The sequence below is a fragment of the Microcoleus sp. bin38.metabat.b11b12b14.051 genome (assembly GCF_013299165.1).
Taxonomy (GTDB): domain Bacteria; phylum Cyanobacteriota; class Cyanobacteriia; order Cyanobacteriales; family Microcoleaceae; genus Microcoleus.
In genome coordinates, this window is the sequence record NZ_JAAFKD010000016.1 from 11,782 (window position 1) to 32,816 (window position 21,035).

Annotated in this window: 11 protein-coding genes; 3 read left to right on the plus strand and 8 right to left on the minus strand. The window is 48.3% G+C overall.

Going from position 1 to position 21,035, the window contains the following annotated elements:
• Positions 1–393: 393 nt before the first annotated feature.
• Entirely contained in the window at positions 394–2,418 is a 2,025-nt protein-coding gene (locus tag QZW47_RS17625; RefSeq protein ID WP_293129130.1) for a DNA polymerase III subunit gamma/tau, read from the plus strand.
• A 731-nt stretch (positions 2,419–3,149) separates the two neighbouring features.
• Here the strand turns inward: QZW47_RS17625 and QZW47_RS17630 are convergent.
• From QZW47_RS17630 to tig, 8 genes are all read right to left on the minus strand, one after another.
• Entirely contained in the window at positions 3,150–7,010 is a 3,861-nt protein-coding gene (locus tag QZW47_RS17630) for a GAF domain-containing protein (protein ID WP_293129132.1), read from the minus strand.
• Between the two features lie 90 nt (positions 7,011–7,100).
• On the minus strand, positions 7,101–8,372 hold the full coding sequence (gene iscB / locus QZW47_RS17635; RefSeq protein ID WP_293129134.1) for an RNA-guided endonuclease IscB: 1,272 nt from the start codon (positions 8,370–8,372) through the stop codon (positions 7,101–7,103).
• A 249-nt stretch (positions 8,373–8,621) separates the two neighbouring features.
• Positions 8,622–9,098: a response regulator gene (locus tag QZW47_RS17640; protein WP_293129136.1), complete on the minus strand. Its 477-nt coding sequence runs from the start codon at positions 9,096–9,098 to the stop codon at positions 8,622–8,624.
• On the minus strand, positions 9,095–11,371 hold the full coding sequence (locus QZW47_RS17645; RefSeq protein WP_293129138.1) for an ATP-binding protein: 2,277 nt from the start codon (positions 11,369–11,371) through the stop codon (positions 9,095–9,097). The genes QZW47_RS17640 and QZW47_RS17645 overlap by 4 nt, the downstream gene beginning before the upstream one ends.
• A gap of 913 nt (positions 11,372–12,284) precedes the next feature.
• Positions 12,285–13,043 (minus strand): GNAT family N-acetyltransferase, encoded by a 759-nt coding sequence (locus QZW47_RS17650; protein ID WP_293129140.1) that lies wholly within the window; start codon positions 13,041–13,043, stop codon positions 12,285–12,287.
• Positions 13,044–13,324: 281 nt separating this feature from the next.
• Positions 13,325–14,668: an ATP-dependent protease ATP-binding subunit ClpX gene (clpX, locus tag QZW47_RS17655; RefSeq protein ID WP_293129142.1), complete on the minus strand. Its 1,344-nt coding sequence runs from the start codon at positions 14,666–14,668 to the stop codon at positions 13,325–13,327.
• A gap of 9 nt (positions 14,669–14,677) precedes the next feature.
• Positions 14,678–15,367 carry an ATP-dependent Clp endopeptidase proteolytic subunit ClpP gene (gene clpP / locus QZW47_RS17660; RefSeq protein ID WP_293129144.1) on the minus strand — a complete coding sequence of 230 codons (690 nt, stop codon included), beginning with the start codon at positions 15,365–15,367 and terminating at the stop codon, positions 14,678–14,680.
• A gap of 1,036 nt (positions 15,368–16,403) precedes the next feature.
• Positions 16,404–17,807, minus strand: coding sequence for a trigger factor (gene tig, locus QZW47_RS17665; RefSeq protein WP_293129146.1), 1,404 nt, complete (start codon positions 17,805–17,807; stop codon positions 16,404–16,406).
• Between the two features lie 985 nt (positions 17,808–18,792).
• On the opposite strand from tig, the gene QZW47_RS17670 reads away from it, so the two are divergent.
• Both QZW47_RS17670 and dapA read left to right on the plus strand, forming a co-directional pair.
• Positions 18,793–19,836, plus strand: coding sequence for an aspartate-semialdehyde dehydrogenase (locus tag QZW47_RS17670; RefSeq protein WP_293129148.1), 1,044 nt, complete (start codon positions 18,793–18,795; stop codon positions 19,834–19,836).
• Positions 19,837–20,079: 243 nt separating this feature from the next.
• Complete coding sequence (dapA, locus tag QZW47_RS17675; protein WP_293129150.1) at positions 20,080–20,973, plus strand: 4-hydroxy-tetrahydrodipicolinate synthase; 894 nt, start codon at positions 20,080–20,082, stop codon at positions 20,971–20,973.
• The last annotated feature ends 62 nt before the right edge of the window (positions 20,974–21,035 follow it).

Consider the following 21,035-nt stretch of genomic DNA (forward strand, 5'->3'; position numbering starts at 1 on the left):
TAATACTTTATCTTTAACTGCAAGCAGCTTCCCACAAGATCGGAAAATCGCCATCGAGCAGGGGCAACAACAAATGGTGAATACTCTGTTACAGATTATACCAATATGGTCAAAAAAAATGTTGCTTCGTGAGGCTTTGTTTGTAGAACAAGAAAAGTTAATACACATAAATTAATAGTAACTTTAGCAGCGAGCAGCCCAAAACAGGAAACAGAACAGTCGATCGCCCTGAGGATGGAGGTGCGGGCTTTCTGAGCGGGTGCTAATGGCTGCGCCACAGATCGCGCAGCACCGTGCGGCCCTGCGGGGGGGCTGGCTTTGAGAGTAGATCGACAGTGCGATCGAACGGTGTGACTTAGCTAAGATTACAGCTAATACCACCAATATTCGATCGTGACCTACGAACCCCTGCACCACAAATATCGCCCCCAGACTTTTGCCGAATTAGTCGGTCAAGAGGCGATCGCCCAAACCCTCACCAGCGCCATCTTGCAACAGCGCATAGCACCAGCATATCTATTCACCGGCCCCAGAGGCACCGGTAAAACCTCTAGTGCCAGAATTTTCGCCAAATCGCTCAACTGTATTTCTACCGGCGCCCCCACCCCAACACCCTGCGGCAAATGCAACGTTTGTCAAGAAATTGCCAGAGGTTCAACACTAGATGTCATCGAAATAGACGCCGCCAGCAACACCGGAGTAGACAACATTCGGGACTTGATCGAGCGATCGCAATTTTCCCCCGTACAGTGCCGCTATAAAGTATATGTAATCGACGAAGTTCATATGCTCAGCAACCAAGCATTTAATGCCTTATTAAAAACATTAGAAGAACCACCCGATCGCGTCGTATTCGTCCTCGCCACAACCGACCCCCAAAGAGTATTACAAACAATCATTTCTCGCTGCCAAAAATTCGACTTCCGCCGGATTCCCCTCGACTCAATGACCGCCCACCTGCACAAAATTGCCCAATTAGAAAACATCAATATTGCGAACGATGCCGTAAAAATGGTGGCTCAAATCGCCCAAGGAGGACTGCGAGATGCCGAAAGCTTGCTCGACCAACTCAGCTTATTTCCCGATCGCATAACAGTCGAAAAAGTTTGGGATTTAGTCGGCGCCGTCCCCGAAAATGACTTGCTAGAACTGCTGCAAGCCATAGAAAACGATAACGCTACAGCATTAATAGACATGACCCGCCACCTGATGGATCGCGGTCGGGAACCGCTAATTGTGCTGCAAAGTCTCGCCAGCTTTTACCGAGATTTGCTTGTAGCTTCATCTGCACCGAAGCGCTCAGATTTAGTAGCTTTAACCGCTGAAACTTGGCAAAAACTATGCGATTTAGCCCGTAACTGGAATGCAGAGTTAATTTTGGCAAGTCAGAAACACTTGCAAACCCACGAAGCGCAAATTAAAAACACCACTCAGCCGCGATTGTGGCTGGAAGTAACGCTGTTGGGATTGTTGCCCTCAGCCATTAGAACCCAGCAGCAACCAACAGCCGCACCAGCCCCAAATATGACTAAATCTTCTCAAAATTTGGGCAGTCAAACATCCCCGGTAGAACAGCCTGCCGCAGCCAAACCTCAAAATCAGCCACCTGGGCCGCCACCTGTGGTCGATCGCCCAGAAAGCACCCCCAGCGCACCGATTTCCGAAGCAATACCAACCCCAGAAACAAATTATTCACCGACTAATTCAGCCGATGAAATCGATTTAAATCGAGTGTGGCAACAGGTACTCGATCGCATCAGGCCGCACGGCACTCAATCGCTGCTCCGCCAACACGGGCAGCTAGTAATTCTCAACCATGATACTGCCCATGTTAAAATTAGTTCGCAGCCGTTACTCAATATGGTCAAAGACAAAGTACCGAATATTGAAGAAGCTTTTTTACAAGTATTTAACCGTCGCATAGCAGTCAAAGTAGCAGTGACAAATCCCGCTGCCAGCAATAGTTCTCGCGCCCAGGATTTGCCAAATTCTGACGCACCTGTAGCCGAAAATCAGAGAAATTTTCCTCCGGCAGGTGAGACTAACCAACAGGTGGAGAACTCGGCGATTTCTGACAGGGTAGACAATTTTTTGGGGGATGAAGAAGAAGAGCAAAAAGACTCCTGGGCCCCCGAAAATACCCCTACCAAGCTGCAAAATACTTCTGAACCCCAGCGCGAGACAAACAGCTCTACAAACTCTCAGAATGACATAAATGCTCTGGCTGTAGCGGTGCGGGCTGATGCTTTATCAGTCGCGAATACGGCTAACCAATGGGCTAATTTATTTGAGGGACAAGCAGTCGATTTGTCCGATGACTTAGAAATGTGGGAGTCGGGGAGTTTTACGTTGGAATCGGAACCGGATTTTCCTGAGTTGTCTGCTGGAGTTGATGGCGATGATTTTATAGATTGGTAATCCATGGATTTTGCCAGTTCAATCAAATTGTTCGATCGCTCCGATGAAGAGTCATCTCGTGCGCGATCGATTAACCCCACGCGCGATCGGGTTCGTAGTGCGGACTTGAGTCCGCTCTCATCCCAAGTACCCAGCGCCCGATCGCACGCTCGAGTTCGTAGTGCGGACTTGAGTCCGCTCTCATCCCGAGTACCCAGCGCCCGATCGCACGCTCGAGTTCGTAGTGCGGACTTGAGTCCGCTCTCATCCCGAGTACCCAGCGCCCGATCGCACGCTCGAGTTCGTAGTGCGGACTTGAGTCCGCTCTCATCCCGAGTACCCAGCGCCCGATCGCACGCTCGAGTTCGTAGTGCGGACTTGAGTCCGCTCTCATCCCGAGTACCCAGCGCCCGATCGCACGCTCGAGTTCGTAGTGCGGACTTGAGTCCGCTCTCATCCCGAGTACCCAGCGCCCGATCGCACGCTCGAGTTCGTAGTGCGGACTTGAGTCCGCTCTCATCCCGAGTACCGATCGCCCGATCGCACGCTCGAGTTCGTAGTGCGGACTTGAGTCCGCTCTCATCCCGAGTACCGATCGCCCGATCGATTTTTATTATAGTAATCGACCGGAGATGATACCATATCATGTCCGATCGATTAACAGCATTGAAATTCGATCGCGCGCGGCGCCGGAAAGTTCGCAGCCGGAGCCAAACAGATCGCTCTTACCAGTCAGAAACCCCGAAAGTTCCTTACCGCCGGCCCAGCAACTCTGAAAGCAGCGTCACCAACCTACTCGGATCGACAGGTTTGGAAATATGCCCCTGGAAACCTGCTAAAACTGCTTGTTGGCGATCTTCAAATCTGGCATAAGCAGTCAAAGCGAGGGCTGGAATTCGTCCTCCCTGTTGAGGCGGTAGAGAGCGCACCCGCCTCAACAGGGCATAACCATCCATCCCTGGCATCCCAATATCGCTAACCAAAATATCCGGTTTAAAGCAGGCCAAGAGTTCCAAAAACTCCTCAGCCGAGGATGCGGCGAGCACGTTGGCGCCATATTCTTCTAGGATGAAGGCGAGCAACTCGCGGGTATCTAGTTCGTCGTCAACCAGTAAAACTCGGATGCCCGCGAGATCGATCTCGGCGCCGCCTGACTCTTGGGCGGGGGCGGTTTGCGGTTCCACACCAACCAGCGGTAGCCTGACAGTAAATGTCGCTCCTTGGCCCTGGCCCGCACTCTGGGCAGAGATTGTGCCGCCGTGCGCTGCCACCAAATTATTGACGATCGCCAGCCCCAGTCCCAATCCGCCATGCTTGCGAGTAATCGAAGCATCCTCTTGACGGAAATGCTCAAAAATGTGCGGCAGGAACTCTGAACTAATACCTTTGCCAGTATCGGTAATTCTAATCTGGGCCTGCTCGTCTTTGCGCTCTAGATAAATTTCTACTTGTCCGCCGTTAGGGGTGAATTTAATCGCATTCGAGAGCAGATTCCAGACTATCTGCTGCAAGCGCACCCCATCACCGGAAACCTCTCCAATATTCTCTAAAACCGGATGAATCACAATTGATTTAGCAACTGTTGCAGTTCTAACTGTTTCCAGAGCTGACTCAATAATGAATACTAAATTAACCGGTTCTACGTTCAAAGCCATTTTACCGCGCAAAATCCGAGCGACATCCAGCAGGTCATCAATCAGTTGGGTTTGTAATAAAACATTGCGTTCGATCGTTGCTAGAGCGCTGGTGGTTGTCGCTGCGTCTAATTTGCGAGTTTGCATCAGTTGCGTCCAGCCCAAGATCGGGTTGAGAGGCGAACGCAGTTCGTGAGAAAGAACCGCCAGAAACTCATCTTTGACGCGGTTGGCTCTTTCCAATTCTGCTCGTGCTGCTTGTTCTTGAACCAGGATGCGATCGCGCTCAGCTTGTATCTCCACCCGATCGTGGATATCGGTAAAAGTGCCAAACCATTTAACCAGGCAACCATAGACATCGCGCACCGGACAGCCGCGCAATAGATGCCAGCGATACGCGCCCTCAGAAGACTTCAGTCGGTATTGAATTTCGTAGATTTCAGTATCGTTGCTTGGGTCTTGAATTTCGGAGATTTCAGCATCGTTGTTGTGGCAATTGGGAGCCGAGTCCCAGAATCCTTCAACTTGTGGCAAATCAGCCGGATGAACCGACTGCATCCAATTTTTTTCCGCCTCTGCCAGCGGCAGTCCGGTATACTCCAACCAGCGTTGATTCAAGTAATTAATGTTGCCTCGGGCGTCACTTGCCCAGACAATATTGGGAACGCTGTTAGCTAACTGACGGTAGCGTGCTTCGCTCTCGCGCAGAGCTTCTTCTGCCTGTTTGCGATCGCTAATATCTCGCGAAACCGCTAAAAATTGCGTTACTTGACCTGTGACATCCCGAATCGGCGTTACCACCACATCCCACCATTTCGGCGTACCTTTGGCGGTTCTGCAATTACCCTGGAATCTACCCAAATTACCTGACTTAGCAGCAGCCAGCGCGGACTCTATTTCCTGCCGATCTTGCTGTTGCCACAGACAGCTCCACTGCGCGTTGATGTAGGGGGTCACATCATCAATCTCCATCAGACACATCCCACCTGCATTCATGTACAACAGCCGTCCCTCTAGAGAAAGTATTTTGATGCAATCACTGCTGCTTTCCAAAAGTCTTTGCTTAAACTCTTCACTTTGTCGCAGTGCTTCCTCAGCTTGTTTGCGAGCGGTGATATCCAGCGACAAACCAGCCAGCAATCGCCGTTCAACAGACAGTTGAATCGGAAATTTATAGGAGATATAACAATGTTCCGCGTCTTGCTGAGCGTAAGTTTCCATGACCTCAATTGCCTGGTTGGCACCAAGGGCACTCAGATCGTTATTCCAATACTCGTTGGCTTTGTGAGGTTCAAATAATTCAAAATCAGTTTTGCCGATCCAATCTGTGCTACCTCGCTGACAAACTCGTTCATTTATGGAATTGACATATACGTAACGCCCGTCTTCATCTTTAATGTAGGCAGTAGCAGGACTGTAACGCATAAACGCTTCAAATAAAGCTTGACTTTCCCGCAGCGCTGCTTCTCCCTGTTTGCGTTCGCTCAATTCAATTTGAACTTGCTGATAAAGTTCGGCCTGGTGAATGGCAACACCAACCTGATTGGTGAGCTCTTTAAGCAAATCAATCTCTACTGCTTGCCACTGGCGGGGCGCAGAACACTGGTTGGCAACTAATAAGCCCCACAATGCTTCTCCGTGCAGAATTGGAACTGCCAGGTTGGCGCGCACTTGAAATCGGGCAAGCAAATCGAGGTGACACTGGCTTAAAGGAGCGGTATCAATATCATCAACTGTCTGGATGCGTCCCAGCAGATAGTCTTCAGCCCCGGTTTCCCTGAAATGCCGATCGTCAACCTCGGCATCTAGGATCGGCAACCAGTTTTCACCGACAGATTCCACAATTACCCTGCCGCTAGAGTCTGGCCCAAAGCGATACACGAAGACTCGATCAGCTTGCAGAAAATGGCGCACTTCCACCACCGTTGTCTCCAGGATTTCGTTCACCTCAAGCGTCTGTCGCACTCGCACCGCGATCTGCGCCACCAGGGACGCTCGAGCAGTTTGCTGTCGCAGAGCATCTTCTACCCGCTGCCGCTCTTGCAATTCGCGCAGAGCCTGCTGATAAAGTTCTGCCTGTTGTAAGGCAATGCCAGCCTGAGTTGCTAATTCTTGGAGCAACTCGATTTCTAACGGTTGCCACTGGCGGGGGGAAGTGCAGTGATGGGCGATCAGCATTCCCCACAATTTGTTATCTTGCAGGATCGGCACCACTAAATTTGCCCGTACCTGCAAACTTGCCAGCAACTCGACGTGGCAAGGTTTGATGCTGCCATCGTGAATATCTGGTTTGACGGTGACTAATCCCTCGTGGAATGATTGCAGGTAGGATTCACCCAGACAAGGGTGATAAAGTGAGGTAGCCAGCAGAGGAGTCCATCGATCGCCGATCGATTCTGTGATTACCTTACCCCAGCCGTCTGACTGCAAGCGGAAAATCAGCACCCGATCGGTATGCAGAAACTGCCGTACCTCTGTCACAGTTGTCTGTAGAATTTGATCCAACTCTAGCGATTGATGAATTTGCCGAGTAATCTGCCCTATCACTCGCTCTCGTTCGAGCCGCTGTTGCAATTGGGCGCGCAACTGCACGGTTTCAATCGCTCCGTTTACCGCCAGATGCAAACTCTCTGGCGTCATCTGCTCTTTGACTAGATAGTCTTGTGCGCCCGCTTTCATCGCTTGTACGGCGATCGCCTCATTTCCCTGGCCTGTCACCACAATTACGGGCAAACACCTTTGCTGGGCCTCGTTTGGCAGTTGAGCCAGCCACTCGAGTCCATCTAAGTCTGGCAATCGGTAATCTAGCAACACGGCATCTGGTTGGTGGTGCTGCCACAGCTCGAAGCCTTTGCGCCCCAAACTTGCTTCGATAAAAATATATTTGTACTCGCGATCGCGCAGCAGGTACCGCCGATACAGCTCCCGGTCTTCGGGACAATCATCAATAATTAATATAGTGCGCTGGCTTTGACTCATAAAAAGAAATACGGTAAGTGGGAAACTCGGCGACTTTAGTCCTTCCTAGGGAAACGACCCGGCGGTTTCAACCGCCTTGAATCTTCAATCTCAAAATGAGTAGCTGTAACCATCTTTATGGTGAACTATTTTGCAGTATTTGTGACTAATCCCTTGCACCAATTCTGATGCTGAGATATTGAACGAACCCGTTGTTCTAACTGCAACCCGACCAACATATTCACCAATTTTCTTGCCACTGGTAACAACTGCTTTTACGATGTCACCTGTTTGAAAACCTTTTACGAATTTACTTCGAGGCACGTAACGAGATGGAAAGCCAACCTTGTCTGTGCGACATATTTGACGAGTCCCATGTCCAGTCGCCTTAATTAGCAGTGGCTTACTTGTTAGCACGGACAAGGATTCAAGTTCACCAACACAAGCAGCATCAAGCCAATGAGATTTGGGTAGTTTTAATCTAGTACGGTTGTATTTTGTCTGCCCACCGGAACCTGTCGTGACAGGTAATCCTGTTAGCTTGAGTCGGTTGAACAACGCCCATCGAGTCGAGTTTACAGCAGCGGCATCTTTGAGCGGACGCTTAACTTGCGCCATGATCTGCTTGAGCAAGTCCGGCTTCTTAGACAGAAAATCTTTGATATCCCGAGTACCTTTCTTGAGATTACATTTCTCGCAAGCTAGGCACAAATTAGAAATCCGATTGCTACCTCCTTTTGCTTTGGGATGAATGTGTTCAACTTGCAACGCTAAATTCTCAGCACCGCAGTAAGCACATTTTCTGTTCCATTTATTGAGCAGATATTCACGAACTTCGTATCCAAGTAATTCGCCCTGCTGATATTCAACACCAGAGATTTCAGGATTCTCTAGTTGCTGGAGGTCAAATCGAACCAGTTCCATCGCGATACTACTTAAGGGTACAAGTCTGCGTAATTTATCGACCCAAGTTAAAGTTGTTTCTACCCGGTGCTGCAAAGATGGCGCTAGCCAACCCTTTCTACGAGTACGATTTAGGAAACGCGCTTGGCGGTAACGAGTGTGACGATTTCGACGAACTCGGCGCAGTAAACGACGGGATTCAAGACTGGCTTTGATAGCTTGACCACGATGAGTTAGCTCAGCGCCAAAGATTACTTTTTCGCCTTGCAGTAAAGCGATGCCAGTGGTTTTTGATCCTGGATCTAATTTGAGTGAGATTGATTCGATGGTTGCTGTTACCGCCTTCTTAAGAATAATGGTATACGGGAATCTTCTGAAAACAGCCGCTTTACCGGCGGCCAATAACTTACGAGCTATTGACGGCTTGCAAGGTGTGAGTGGTTTTCTGTTTGTATCAAGTACGAAAATAAAGTTGGACATTGTTGTGTCCCTCCACTTGCGTGTAATGTTAGCTTGTCGGTCAATGTTATAGGAGCTTTTTAAACCTGCAACACTGTCGAGAGTGACTTTAAGACTGTTTAATTGCAGATGACAGAGCAGGAAACTAGCTTCGCATTCACCTGGTGTCGTGACTCAAATAACGTAGACCTCTAAGGTCTTAGGCTGGTCAGCACAGCTTGCTCGATTTCTCTTACAAGCTCAGTCCCTTTAGGGCTGAGTTACTGACAACTACCTATTTGAAGAAATGGAAAGGTTAGTGACTTCGCACCAACAATCCAAGATTCTCTGGACATCTTGTTTGAGTTGGCTAAAATCAATCGGTTTGATAATGTAGCTGTAAATTCCCTGTTGATAACAAGTTTCAATATCTTTTGGGTTGTTTGATGTCGTAAACACCACCACAGGAATTGTTTTTAAGTTAACGTCTTTTTTGAGCCGGCGCAGCACTTCCCGCCCGTCAATACCAGGCAAGTTCAAATCGAGGACAATCATCGCGGGACGGGGGGCGCGATCGGCATTAGCGTACTTGCCGGTGTGGCTCAGAAACGCTAGCGCCTCCTCGCCTTTGACGCAGCGTTCGATCGGGATCGGCAGGCCTGAGCGTTGCAGAAATCGCATAAACACTGCAAAATCCTCATCACTGTCTTCCACAATTAGTAGAGATGGATTTGCCTTGCTGGCAGTCAGCGTTGTGGTGTTAGTCAAGGATTTACCTCCTGTGGCAGCGTGAAGTAAAATGTACTGCCTCGATCGATTGTAGATTCAACCCAGATTTGACCGCCATGTCGTTGCACAATTTTTCGGGCAATGGTTAACCCTGCCCCAGTGCCGCCACCGTACTCGTCCCGTCCGTGCAGCCGCCGGAAAATCTGAAAAATCTTGTCTAGGTGCTCTGTGGAAATCCCGATACCGTTGTCGCGCACGTAGAAGATCGGGGATTGGCGATCGGGCATTTGGGATTCTGGTGCTGGCTCGGGTTCAATAAAACCGATTTCCACCCATTTTTCGGTGCTGTCGTTGTATTTGCTGGCGTTGCTGAGCAGATTGATCAACAGTTCGTTGACTTGAGTGCGATCGCAGGCGATCGCGGGCAACGGGCGCAGCAGGCGAAACTCCACAGGATTCTGCGGTTGGCTCATCTTCAACGTGGCGGTAGCCTGTTGCACGAGATCGTTTAAATTCACCACTTCGCGGCAGAGTTGGGCCCGTCCCAGACGGGAGAAGTGCAACAGCGAGTTAATCAAATCTTCCATGCGCTGGGTAAGCCGCACCAAGGTTTCCAGCTTCCCAATCCCGTCCTGATTCAACACCTCGGCGTGATCTTCCATCAGGAAATTAGCATAATTGTGAATTCCTCGCAGTGGTTCTTTGAGATCGTGGGAAGCAATATAGGCAAAAGAATCCAATTCGTCGTTGCTGCGTTTGAGTTCAATGTTAATGGCTGCCAGTTCGTCGGCTTGTTTGAGAATCACGCCGACAATCAGACTCCGCATTTCGGCAACAGATTCGATTTCACAAGCTTTCCAGGGTAGCGAACAGCCATTGACATTTTCCTGCCACAATGCAAAGGATTTGCGAGGAGACAATCGCGCACTACCATCATCGTTAAAAGCTGCTATTGGTTTGTGGGGATTGCCGCCCCAGCTCACAGTTTGAATCACTTCCCCACGGAACCAGAGAATGTAATTGCTGTGAACTTTAGAAATTTCCAGGGCTAACAACCCACTAGCAGTTGCCTGAAATTGCTTTGCTGCTGGATAAACCTCAGACAGCGATCGGGTGTAAAACAGATTATTTTGGTCAATTTGATGTTTTAGCCAGTTTAACAGGGCAGGCACAGCCTCTTCTGGAGGCGTCTGGCCCACGTGAATGCAGCCCTCGCCCGAGCAAACCACGGCTCCCGACGCACCGACGAGTTCTAGCAAATTTGATTGCAGTTTTACTATCCCATCCAGAAAGTATTCGGATTGGGATACTGATTCTATAAACTTGGTTTGCAGCGACTTCAAACGCATTTTGTAGTCCCAATCTTCGTTCGCTTCCTTGGTGGCTAGTTCTAGCGACATCACCTGTCCTAGAAACTCACAAGCCGTTCGCACATGGTAGGAAATATACTTCGGCGAGGAGTGATGGCACGCTATCAGTCCCCACAATTGGCCGTCTTGTATCAGCGAGATCGACATAGAAGCAGTGACGCCCATGTTTTGAAGATACTCGATGTGAACGGGCGATACGCTCCGCAGCACTGAATGGCTAAGATCCAGGGGTCGATCGGTTGTGGGGTTATTGACAGGAGTTAACCCTGTGGGTTGGTAATTCACATCTGGAATCAGGCGCAGCCAGTTGAGAGTGTAGAGGTTTCTCGCTTGCTGGGGAATGTCTGTACTCGGGTAACGCAGGTTGAGATAGGTAGGCCCCCAATCCGATTTATCTTCAGCAATGATGGTACCAGCTCCTTCGCTATCAAATTTATAGATCATGACGCGATCGAAGCCAGTAATTTTCCGGACTTCTTTAACCACAATTCGGCACATTTCTAGTAATGACGCTGCCTTTTGAATTTTGGTAATTGTCCCTCTCACTCCCCGATAAAAACTTAAATAATCTGTTTTATATGACTTTTTTTTTGGTTCTAATTCTAAAATAATCGTATTGTCATAGCGATGCACAATTCCCTCAAAACGGCTCATTTTTTGTTGCAAATTGATGCAAATGTTTAACGAATTTACACTTTCAAAACCTTCTGACAGGCATTGCCAAATCGCTTCTATTTGCTTGGGAGCGAGGAACTCTGACAATAATTTGCCCAGCAATTCTTGAGGCTGCTGACCGAGCCACTCAGAAGTGTTATTGCTAACTTGGATAATTTCGAGTGTGGGTTCTTTGAGAACCAGCATCACACCGTGGGGCTGAATTAGCCCCGGAATCTGAATCGGCTCGCGATCGCAGTTAGTTAAGTCAATTGTTGGCTCTGACATTTCTTCCTCATCTCTCTCGCTCAAATCGTTCTTACTGCTTTCTTGGAAAGTTGCCCCAGTGTGTTACTACGCCGATATTAAAATATACCGAAAAATTTACACGCGAGATAGAGCTAATGAGACAGCCGATAATTTCGGAACCGACCATGAACTTCATCGCATAATATTGTAGCAGTTATGAGAAAAAAAACTCTAATTTCTCAGCCAATACGCTTGCGTTAAGAATTTCCGAAGAGAGGAGTGCCATACATGAACGCGATGTTTGATGAAAGCAAACGAGCGTGTCTATTTTGCATAGGGTTTTAGTCCCAGGACTGTTTTAACCCAAGCGTACTGAGTTATAAGCCCATAGGCTTGGGTTAAGATTGTTGTCTAGGAAAAACGATTTGAAACATATATACTGCGATCGCTTAGTTCGTCGCTGCGGACAACTTATAAGAAAAGCGTACTCAGTCATAAGCCCTAACTCGACACCAGCAAATCAGCAAAGTCATCTGGTCGATCCGAACTTAAGATTTAGGGAACTCAACATCAAAATGGAGAACCAGAGCGAGCCAATAAATTAATCTTCAACAAAGCATTTCCAGGCTGACAAACAAGATTGTTTGACATTCCGAGGGAAAGTTCGCAATAGGCAATCAAAATTGCGAAAGTGCCAGGTAAAATAATATGTAGTGGGTGCGACGAGTGCCATTATTTGTATTAAAATTAGTTGCATTTCGGATGATTTGCGATCGCCCGCTATGACTTGGTAACTGGAATACTGTCGAGCGATCGGGTTAATTGCTGTGCGAATACGTTCACTCGGACTAGAGTAACCGCAATTTACCGCAGATTGCAGGTTTATGGGGTACATTCCAGAGTCCCTACCTGTTCTGTGTACCTCACATATTTTACGAGTTAAAAATTGGTATTAGTTGGGCGTCCGGGAAATGTGCAAGATTTCGCCTCGCGCCCGAAATCCCGCTCTACTGTAAACTCGAAATTCCTGCTCGTGTAGCGTCATCAAAAAAGCCACCTCAACACCCGCATCGAAAGCCTCTCGCAGCAACCGCGCTGTCAAAGCCCCTGCGATACCGCGCCGCCGAAAATCAGCGCGCACGCCAATCCCGGCGATTTCTGTCGTCTGATTTTGGGGTGGAGTGCAGACTCCAGCGCCTGCTGGTTCGCCCGTTGCTGCGACGCGGGCGAGTACCGCGAGCCCGCCTGCTGCGAGACTTTCGCGAAGACTGTTAACATCTTCAGGGCTGGGTGCAGCTTCTCCATAAGCCTCATTTTGTGCAGCCACAGTACCGAAAAGTTCCTCGTCGGAAACTGGCAAAATTAGTTCAATTTCCGGGGGGATAGGAAGCAATTGTTCCGAGCCCGGAGTACAAATCATCAGCGGTAAGCGTCCCTCAACGGTGAAACCGGCAGATATCAGGGCTTCTGCGACAGCGGGCGCTAGTTTTGCGACATATTCCAAACGCGGCTTTCGCCCGCGCCCAGAGTACGCAGCGATTAGCGCGTTGACATCGGCGAGGGAGGGTGTGGCGCCGTCGTCGGGAATCGCATAGTTGAGATAAGGGTTGGCGCTGTGGCGGCTGAAGGTAGCGAGGAAGGGGCCGATGCGTTCGGTGTCGCGCTGCTGGCTGGCGGCAAAACGCAGGTATGTTTGAATGCGAGATTCCATAGCTGGTGAAACTTAGGTAAAATCATATCCACTGAAATTCAAAGCATCAAACAGGTTAGTAGTGAGGACTTCAGTCCTTCTAAGGTTAGTAGTGAGGACTTCAGTCCTTCTAAGGTTAGTAGTGAGGACTTCAGTCCTTCTAAGGTTAGTAGTGAGGACTTCAGTCCGCACTACTAACCAGAGGACTGAAGTCCTCACTACGAAACTAAGTGAGGACTTAAGTCATGAGAAAGAAGGACTGAAGTCCTCACTACGAACCTATTGAGTGAAAACTCGTGCTTTTAAGCTGACTCTGGTTTTGGTAGCGAAGATGGAAGCACCAACAATTCGGCAGTCGATCGCTTCTCAACCATTTCTTTAGTAATCGTACAGCGCGTCACATCCTTCCGCGACGGCAACTCGTACATCACATCTAACATTAATTCTTCGACAATTCCCCGCAACGCCCGCGCTCCAGTTTTGCGGCGGTATGCCTCTTGGGCGATCGCCCGAATCGCATCCGACTCAAAATCTAACTGTACATTATCCATTTTTAGCAGCTTTTGATACTGCTTCACCAAAGCATTGCGTGGCTCAGTCAAAATCGCCATCAGCGTCGCCTCATCCAACGGATCTAACACAGCGGCCACCGGCACCCGCCCGATAAACTCTGGAATCATCCCATATTTTACCAAATCGTCTGGTTCCAGTTGCCTGAGCACATCGGCGGCCCGCTTTTCCTTCGGCACAGCTTCTCCCGGCTGAATAAAACCCATTGACTTTTTACCCGTTCTCTGCTCGATCACTTTGTCCAGGCCGACAAAAGCGCCGCCGCAAATAAACATAATATTGCTGGTATCAATTTGGATGCAATCTTGATACGGGTGCTTGCGGCCGCCTTGGGGTGGTACATTGGCGATCGTCCCCTCCAGCATTTTCAGCAAAGCCTGCTGCACTCCTTCCCCAGAAACATCCCGCGTAATCGAAGGGTTTTCGCTCTTGCGGGCAATTTTGTCAATTTCATCAATATAAATAATTCCGCGCTGCGCCTCTTCCACGTCCATATCTGCCACTTGCAACAGGCGCAGCAAAATATTTTCCACATCTTCCCCGACATAGCCCGCTTCCGTCAGCGTCGTCGCGTCAGCCACCGCAAACGGCACGTCCAGCATATCCGCCAAAGTCTGAGCCAAGAGAGTTTTGCCGCAGCCTGTGGGCCCGATTAACAAAATATTTGATTTTTGCAGTTCTACTTCTTCTGGCGGGTGCTTGCCGCTATTTTTGGCATGGATAAAGCTGAGGCGCTTGTAGTGGTTGTAAACTGCTACCGAGAGGACTTTTTTCGCTTCCTCTTGACCGATCGCATTTTCGTCGAGATAATTTTTAATTTCCCTCGGTTTGGGAATTTGGCTCATCGACATACTTTTGCCCGAGGTAGCGCGGCGCTTCTGGGTAGTTTCCTGCTTGGGAACCGCCGCCGCTGCGGGCACTGTACTCGAATCGAACAACTCCTCATCTAAAATTTCATTGCACAAATCAACGCATTCGTCGCAGATGTAGACCCCTGGGCCTGCGATTAACTTGCGTACTTGCTCTTGAGACTTGCCGCAAAACGAACATTTTAGATGGGAGTCGTACTTAGACATAACAGCCTCTTATTTCAGTGCAGTGACGTTTTCTCCCGCAGCCGGAAGGTTTTCTTTTTCGATAACTCGATCGACCAATCCGTAATCTTTGGCTTCATCGGCTGACATAAAAAAGTCGCGCTCAGTATCAGCCTCTAACTTGTCGATCTGTTGACCCGTGTGGTGCGCTAACAATTGATTCAGCTTACGCTTATGATAGAGGATTTCTTTGGCTTGAATCTCAATATCTACTGCTTGACCTTGAGCGCCTCCAAGCGGCTGATGGATCATAATCCGGGAACTAGGAAGAGACATCCGTTTACCGTGAGCTCCTGCTGTCAGCAGAAATGCGCCCATACTCGCAGCCAAACCGTAACAAATAGTCACCACATCCGGGCGGATTTGCTGCATTGTGTCATAAATTGCCATACCCGCCGTCACCGAGCCGCCGGGGGAATTGATGTACATTTGAACATCTTTTTCTGGATCTTCGGCATCTAGATACAGTAGCTGAGCTACGATCGAATCAGCCACTTCGTCAGTTACCGGAGTTCCTAAAAACACAATGCGCTCCCGCAGCAAGCGCGAGTAAATGTCAAAGGCCCGCTCACCCATCCCCGACTGTTCTAGTACCATCGGTACTACATTGCTGGGGCTAGAGCTGACATCAAAATCGTTATAGCTTGTAATTAGGTAATTGGAAGATTGAGATACCACCATAAGACACCAGTCAAGGATTCTAGACAATTTACTGCTGATGAAAGCTTGAAATTAAGCCGCCAGCTTTTAACTATTATGCCTCTTCTGAACCCAGATGTGGGGAATGGGAGTTTTGAGTGAGTGAGATTGCTTTGTACTTAGCGCCACGGTGGCGGAGTGAATGAGTCAAAAGACTTATAGCCTTTCTCCGATAAATGAGGTATGAGTTTAGATTTTAGATTTTAGATTGGGGGATTGTTAATTAATTGGTGAATGGCTCCTGTCTTGGACGCACTCCGACAAAGAAACCGGGTTTTTCCCCAAATCTGTGAATCACAACCAACTATTCTCGAAAAAACCCGGTTTCTGGCCCCCAAGCAGGATTTACCGACTGCGATAAAGAAACCGGGTTTTTCCCCTAATCTGTGAATCACAACCAACTATTCTCGAAAAAACCCGGTTTCTGGCCCCCAAGCAGGATTTACCGACTGCGATAAAGAAACCGGGTTTTTCCCTAAATCTGCGAAGCACAACGAAAAATTCTCGAAAAAACCCGGTTTCTGGCCCCCAAGCAGGATTTACCGACTGCGATAAAGAAACCGGGTTTTTCCCTAAATCTGCGAAGCACAACGAAAAATTCTCGAAAAAACCCGGTTTCTGGCCCCCACGCAGGATTTACCGACTCCGACAAAGAAACCGGGTTTTTCCCTAAATCTGCGAATCACAACCAACTATTCTCGAAAAAACCCGGTTTCTGTCCCCGCGCGCAGGATTTACCGACTGCGATAAAGAAACCGGGTTTTTCCCTAAATCTGTGAATCACAACCAACTATTCTCGAAAAAACCCGGTTTCTGGCCCCAAGCAGGATTTACCGACTCCGATAAAGAAACCGGGTTTTTCTCTAATCTGTGAATCACAACCAAGTAGGGAGACGACAGTGCCGTCTCCCTAAGATGTGCTTTAATGTACCCGATCGACCTTAGTTTTAGGGATAAGGTGCGCGCGTCGCGCACCCTAAACTGGTAGTTTCTCGAAGCAGAGCAAAACTAGAAAGTTTTACTCTTCGCCTACGACTTCCACTTCAACGGTGGTTGCTTCTGGAGCATTTTCGGGCTCTGATTCCTCTGCTGCGGGAGTCAGAGAACCTTCCGGTACGAGTTCGATTGTTCCTTTTTCTTCCAACCATTTCAGGGTTTTTTGTTTCAGCAAGTCTTCTGCTACAAATTCCCGCAATCTTTGAGGGTCAAAATCTCCTTTCGGAAACTGCTTTCTGACTTTTGCTACTTCGGCGACTAATTCTGCGTCATCCACAGACAAAGATTCCAGCTTCGCTACTTCTGCTAGGGCTAGAGACTGCTTGAGTCTCTCTACTGCTTCCGGGCGCGAGCGTTCTCGCATGGGCCCGATATTTTCTTCGGTAAACAGTTGGTTGATATCTATGCCATAATTTTTTAACTGCATGGCTTGTTGGTTGAGCAAGTAATCGATTTCGCGATCGAGCATTGTTTCGGGAATTTCTACATCAATTAGATCCACTAGCGCGGCTGATATAGCTTTTTCCTTGTTAGCCGATATCTTGTTTTCTTGCTCTGCTTTAAACCGAGTTTCTAGGGATTGGCGCAGTTCTGCTAAAGTTTCAAACTCGCTAACTTCTTGGGCGAAGTCGTCGTCTAACTCTGGCAATTCTTTTTCCTTAAGTTCTTTCAGAGTAATCGTAAATACTGCTGGTTTTCCCGCCAGTTCTTCACTGCTGTACTCCGGAGGGAACTGGACAGAAACTTCTCTGGTTTCTCCCGAATTCATTCCCATCATGCCTTGGATAAAGCCTGGTACAAACTGATTTTCTGACAGTTCTACTTGAAAGTCTTCTGCGTCGCCGCCGGGAATTTCTGCGGGAGTTTCGCCTTCTGCTGCTTCGGCAAATCTACCGGCAAAATCAACTAAAGCCACGTCTCCCAACTGAGCCGGCCGCCCTTCTACGGGGATTAAAGTAGCTTTGTCCGATCGATATTTTGCCAGTACCTCATCCACCTGAGCCTCATCATACTTAACTTCTTCTGCTTGAAGCTGCAAGCCTGTGTACTGACCCATTTTTACTTCGGGTTGTACGTCTACCTTAGCCGAAAAAGTCAGAGGCTGTTCTGGATCGAACTTCTCTAGCAATTCCTCAAACTCGCTGCGGAGTTCAAAACTGCCAATTGCTTGAATTTTTTCTTGTTCGAGAGCTTTTTGCAGCGAGTCGTTGATCAAATTTTCTAAAGCCGTCGCCTTCAAGCGAGTCTGACCTAGGCGTTGCAGCAAAACTTGGCGGGGAACTTTGCCTTTGCGGAACCCAGGAATATTGACCTCGCGAGCGAATTGTTTGATTACCTGCTCGTAAGCTTGTTTTGATTTTTCTGATGGCACTTCGATTTCCAAACCAATTTGGCTGGCTGGAAGTTTTTCCTGGGTTACTTTCATAAAAACTCTCGGCAAGTGTGAAACTCAGTCCCTTTAGGGCTGAGAGGAAAACGACGCGAGCGACTTTTTCAGTCGCGTTGAATGTTTTCATTACCGCGCAAGGGAATTGCTTGGCGAGAGTGTACTTTTGTAATGTACTTTCAATGGGACAATTACCATCTCAAACCTTACAATCCTGTACGCATAATGTTTGCTCTTTTGGAGCCTCCCTTACGGGGTAATGTTAGCTTGTCGGTCAATGTTATAAGGGCTTTTTCCGGCTAGCAGCACTGTAAAGAGTGACTTTAGAACTGTTTAACCACTAGCGACAGAGCAGGGGACTAGCTTCGCATCCACAGGGTGTCGTGACCCAAATAACGTAGACCTCGAAAGTCTTAGGCTGGTCAGTACAGCTTGTTTGATTACTCTTACAAGCTCAGTGGCACTTAGCCATGAGTTACTGACCGGCTTTTGTGATATTTAACAATTTTGATAAAATACATACAAATCTGACTTTGCTTGCATTTTAAGTTTGTACGCTTTGACTTGTAACGGCACAACTACCAACACCTCTACCGGATTAGACTGTAAGTCGTTTCCGGCTACTTTTTTCGCTCTTGCCAAATAGTTTTGGTTTGAGGATACTAGGTTTGGCTGCTAGGAATGTGGATGTTAAGTCCATTAATCGCCGATGCACCATAGCATATATCGCCCTCTGATGTCAATGTTTCTAAGATCAGGGGCGCTCATAAAATCTATGGACGCGCCTGCTAAAAGGCAGGTAGTTCCGAAAAATTCACCCCAGTACGATCGGCTCGCGGGGCGATCGGCGAAAGATGCTAAACTAAAATTGAGTACGATCGACCGCTGTGGTTAACTGCACCCTTGCCATAGGCTCGCGCCCTAATGTCGCATAAGATTAATTCAGTTAGATATTGATGAGTATTGCGGTTATTTAAATTTTTGATTTCGATCGTTAAGAATTTATTTTTTGGAGGAAACTAATTTGTCTCAATCCTATCGAGTTGCCATTTTAGGAGCTACCGGCGCAGTCGGTGCCGAGTTGAGGGAGCTGTTGCACGACCGGAATTTTCCGATATCCGACTTGAAGCTGCTGGCTTCGGAACGTTCAGCAGGCACAACTTTGCCCTTTGGCGGCGAGATGTTGCCGGTCGAAGCAGTGTCGGAGCGATCGTTCGATCATGTAGATTTAGTGCTCGCCTCCGCGGGTGGCTCTACTTCTAAACTCTGGGCTCCCAAAGCAGTTGCAGCCGGAGCCGTGGTAATCGACAATTCCAGCGCTTTCCGCATGGATGCGACGGTACCTCTAGTTGTTCCTGAAGTCAATCCCCAAGCGGCGGCAGCTCACCGAGGTATCATAGCTAATCCCAACTGCACGACAATTTTGATGGCAGTTGCGGTGTGGCCGCTGCACAAAGTTAAGCCGGTCAAGCGCATAGTGGTAGCAACTTACCAGTCTGCAAGCGGCGCGGGCGCCAAGGCAATGGAGGAAATGAAAGATCAAGCCAGAGCTATTTTGGCAGGGGAAACTCCCAAAACCGAGATATTTCCCTACCCGTTGGCTTTTAACTTGTTTCCGCACAATACGCCGATTAACGATTTGGGGTATTGTGAGGAAGAGATGAAAATGGTAAACGAAACTCGGAAGATTTTTGGTAGTGACGAGATGAGAATTTCTGCAACTTGCGTCAGGGTTCCGGTACTGCGCGCTCATTCGGAGGCGATTAATCTAGAGTTTGCAGAGCCTTTTAGCCCGATCGAGGCTAGGGAAATCTTAAAAGAGGCGATCGGCGTTAAGCTAGTAGAAGACTGGCAAGCTAATTATTTCCCGATGCCCGTCGAGGCCAGCGGAAAGGATGAAGTGCTAGTCGGCAGAATTCGCCAAGATATTTCTCACCCCTGTGGGTTGGAGATGTGGCTGTGCGGCGACCAAATTCGCAAAGGGGCTGCTTTAAATGCGGTGCAGATAGCTGAGTTGCTGGCAGATAAAGACTTACTGCGAATCCCTCTGGCGGCTGCTTTAAAATAAGAAGCCTCTGCCTAAAAAAAACAGATACCAGCCCCCTAATAAAGTCGCAAAGCTCCCAAAATTTTAAATCCGAGTTCATGCTCCCAGATAAATATGTGGAGTAAATCAAAGATTTAAAATTTATCATCAAAAATCGACTGAAGCGGGCAATGAAGTCAATTGAAAGGACGATTGTAGATAAACCTTTCACCTGACATCAAAAAAATTCTCATCAAAAATCAACAGTCTAAAATCGGAGAAAGTGTGGTAAAGTTTGGACGGGTTCTGACTGCAATGATTACGCCGTTTAAGGAAGACGGCAGCGTTAACTATGTGGTAGCAGAACAATTGGCAGTGCATTTAGCCGATCGCGGTACGGATGCCTTGGTAGTGTGCGGAACTACGGGCGAATCTCCCACTATGACTTGGGATGAAGAATACCAATTATTTCAGGTGGTGCAAAAGGCAGTAGCAGGTAAGGCTTTGGTCATAGCAGGAGCCGGGTCGAATTCTACCTCAGAAGCGATCGCAGCAACGAAAAAAGCAGCTAAACTAGGGTTAGATGGTTGCTTGCAGGTGGTTCCTTATTACAACAAGCCGCCGCAAGAAGGTTTGTACAATCATTTTCGGGCGATCGCGCAATCTGCTCCAGAATTGCCTATAATGTTATATAACATCCCCGGTCGTACAGGCCAAAATATGTTGCCGGAAACAGTAGCTCGACTGGCAGAAATCCCCAACATTGCAGCCGTAAAAGAAGCAAGTGGCAACTTGGATCAAGCCAGCCAAATTCGACGCTTGACACCCCCTGAATTTGCCATATATGCTGGAGATGATTCCCTAACTTTGCCGATGTTGGCGGTAGGAGGATCTGGTGTAGTTAGCGTAGCCAGCCATCTGGTAGGAGAGCAACTACAACAGATGATCGAAGCTTTCGAGACTGGTCAAGTTCAAGTCGCTACCCAGATTCACTTGCAACTTTTTGACCTGTTTAAAGCTCTTTTTCTCACCACAAATCCCATTCCCGTCAAGGCAGCTCTTAAACTTCAAGGCTGGGATGTAGGTTCCACCCGTCCGCCCCTGTGCGATGCGCCCGTTGAGGTAACTCAAAAATTAAAGGACGTACTCAGTCAGCTAGCCGCAGTATCAGCTATCTAGAGGGGCGAGAACGAGTTTTCAGACAACTGAATATTAGTTGTGATCAGTCATCAGTCATTAGT

What these genes read in the sequence shown, in the direction of transcription:
- QZW47_RS17630 (WP_293129132.1), bottom strand. Translation starts at nt 7,010, where the DNA reads ATGAGTCAAAGCCAGCGCACTATATTAATTATTGATGATTGTCCCGAA.
- iscB (WP_293129134.1), bottom strand. Translation starts at nt 8,372, where the DNA reads ATGTCCAACTTTATTTTCGTACTTGATACAAACAGAAAACCACTCACA.
- QZW47_RS17645 (WP_293129138.1), bottom strand. Translation starts at nt 11,371, where the DNA reads ATGTCAGAGCCAACAATTGACTTAACTAACTGCGATCGCGAGCCGATT.
- QZW47_RS17650 (WP_293129140.1), bottom strand. Translation starts at nt 13,043, where the DNA reads ATGGAATCTCGCATTCAAACATACCTGCGTTTTGCCGCCAGCCAGCAG.
- clpX (WP_293129142.1), bottom strand. Translation starts at nt 14,668, where the DNA reads ATGTCTAAGTACGACTCCCATCTAAAATGTTCGTTTTGCGGCAAGTCT.
- clpP (WP_293129144.1), bottom strand. Translation starts at nt 15,367, where the DNA reads ATGGTGGTATCTCAATCTTCCAATTACCTAATTACAAGCTATAACGAT.
- tig (WP_293129146.1), bottom strand. Translation starts at nt 17,807, where the DNA reads ATGAAAGTAACCCAGGAAAAACTTCCAGCCAGCCAAATTGGTTTGGAA.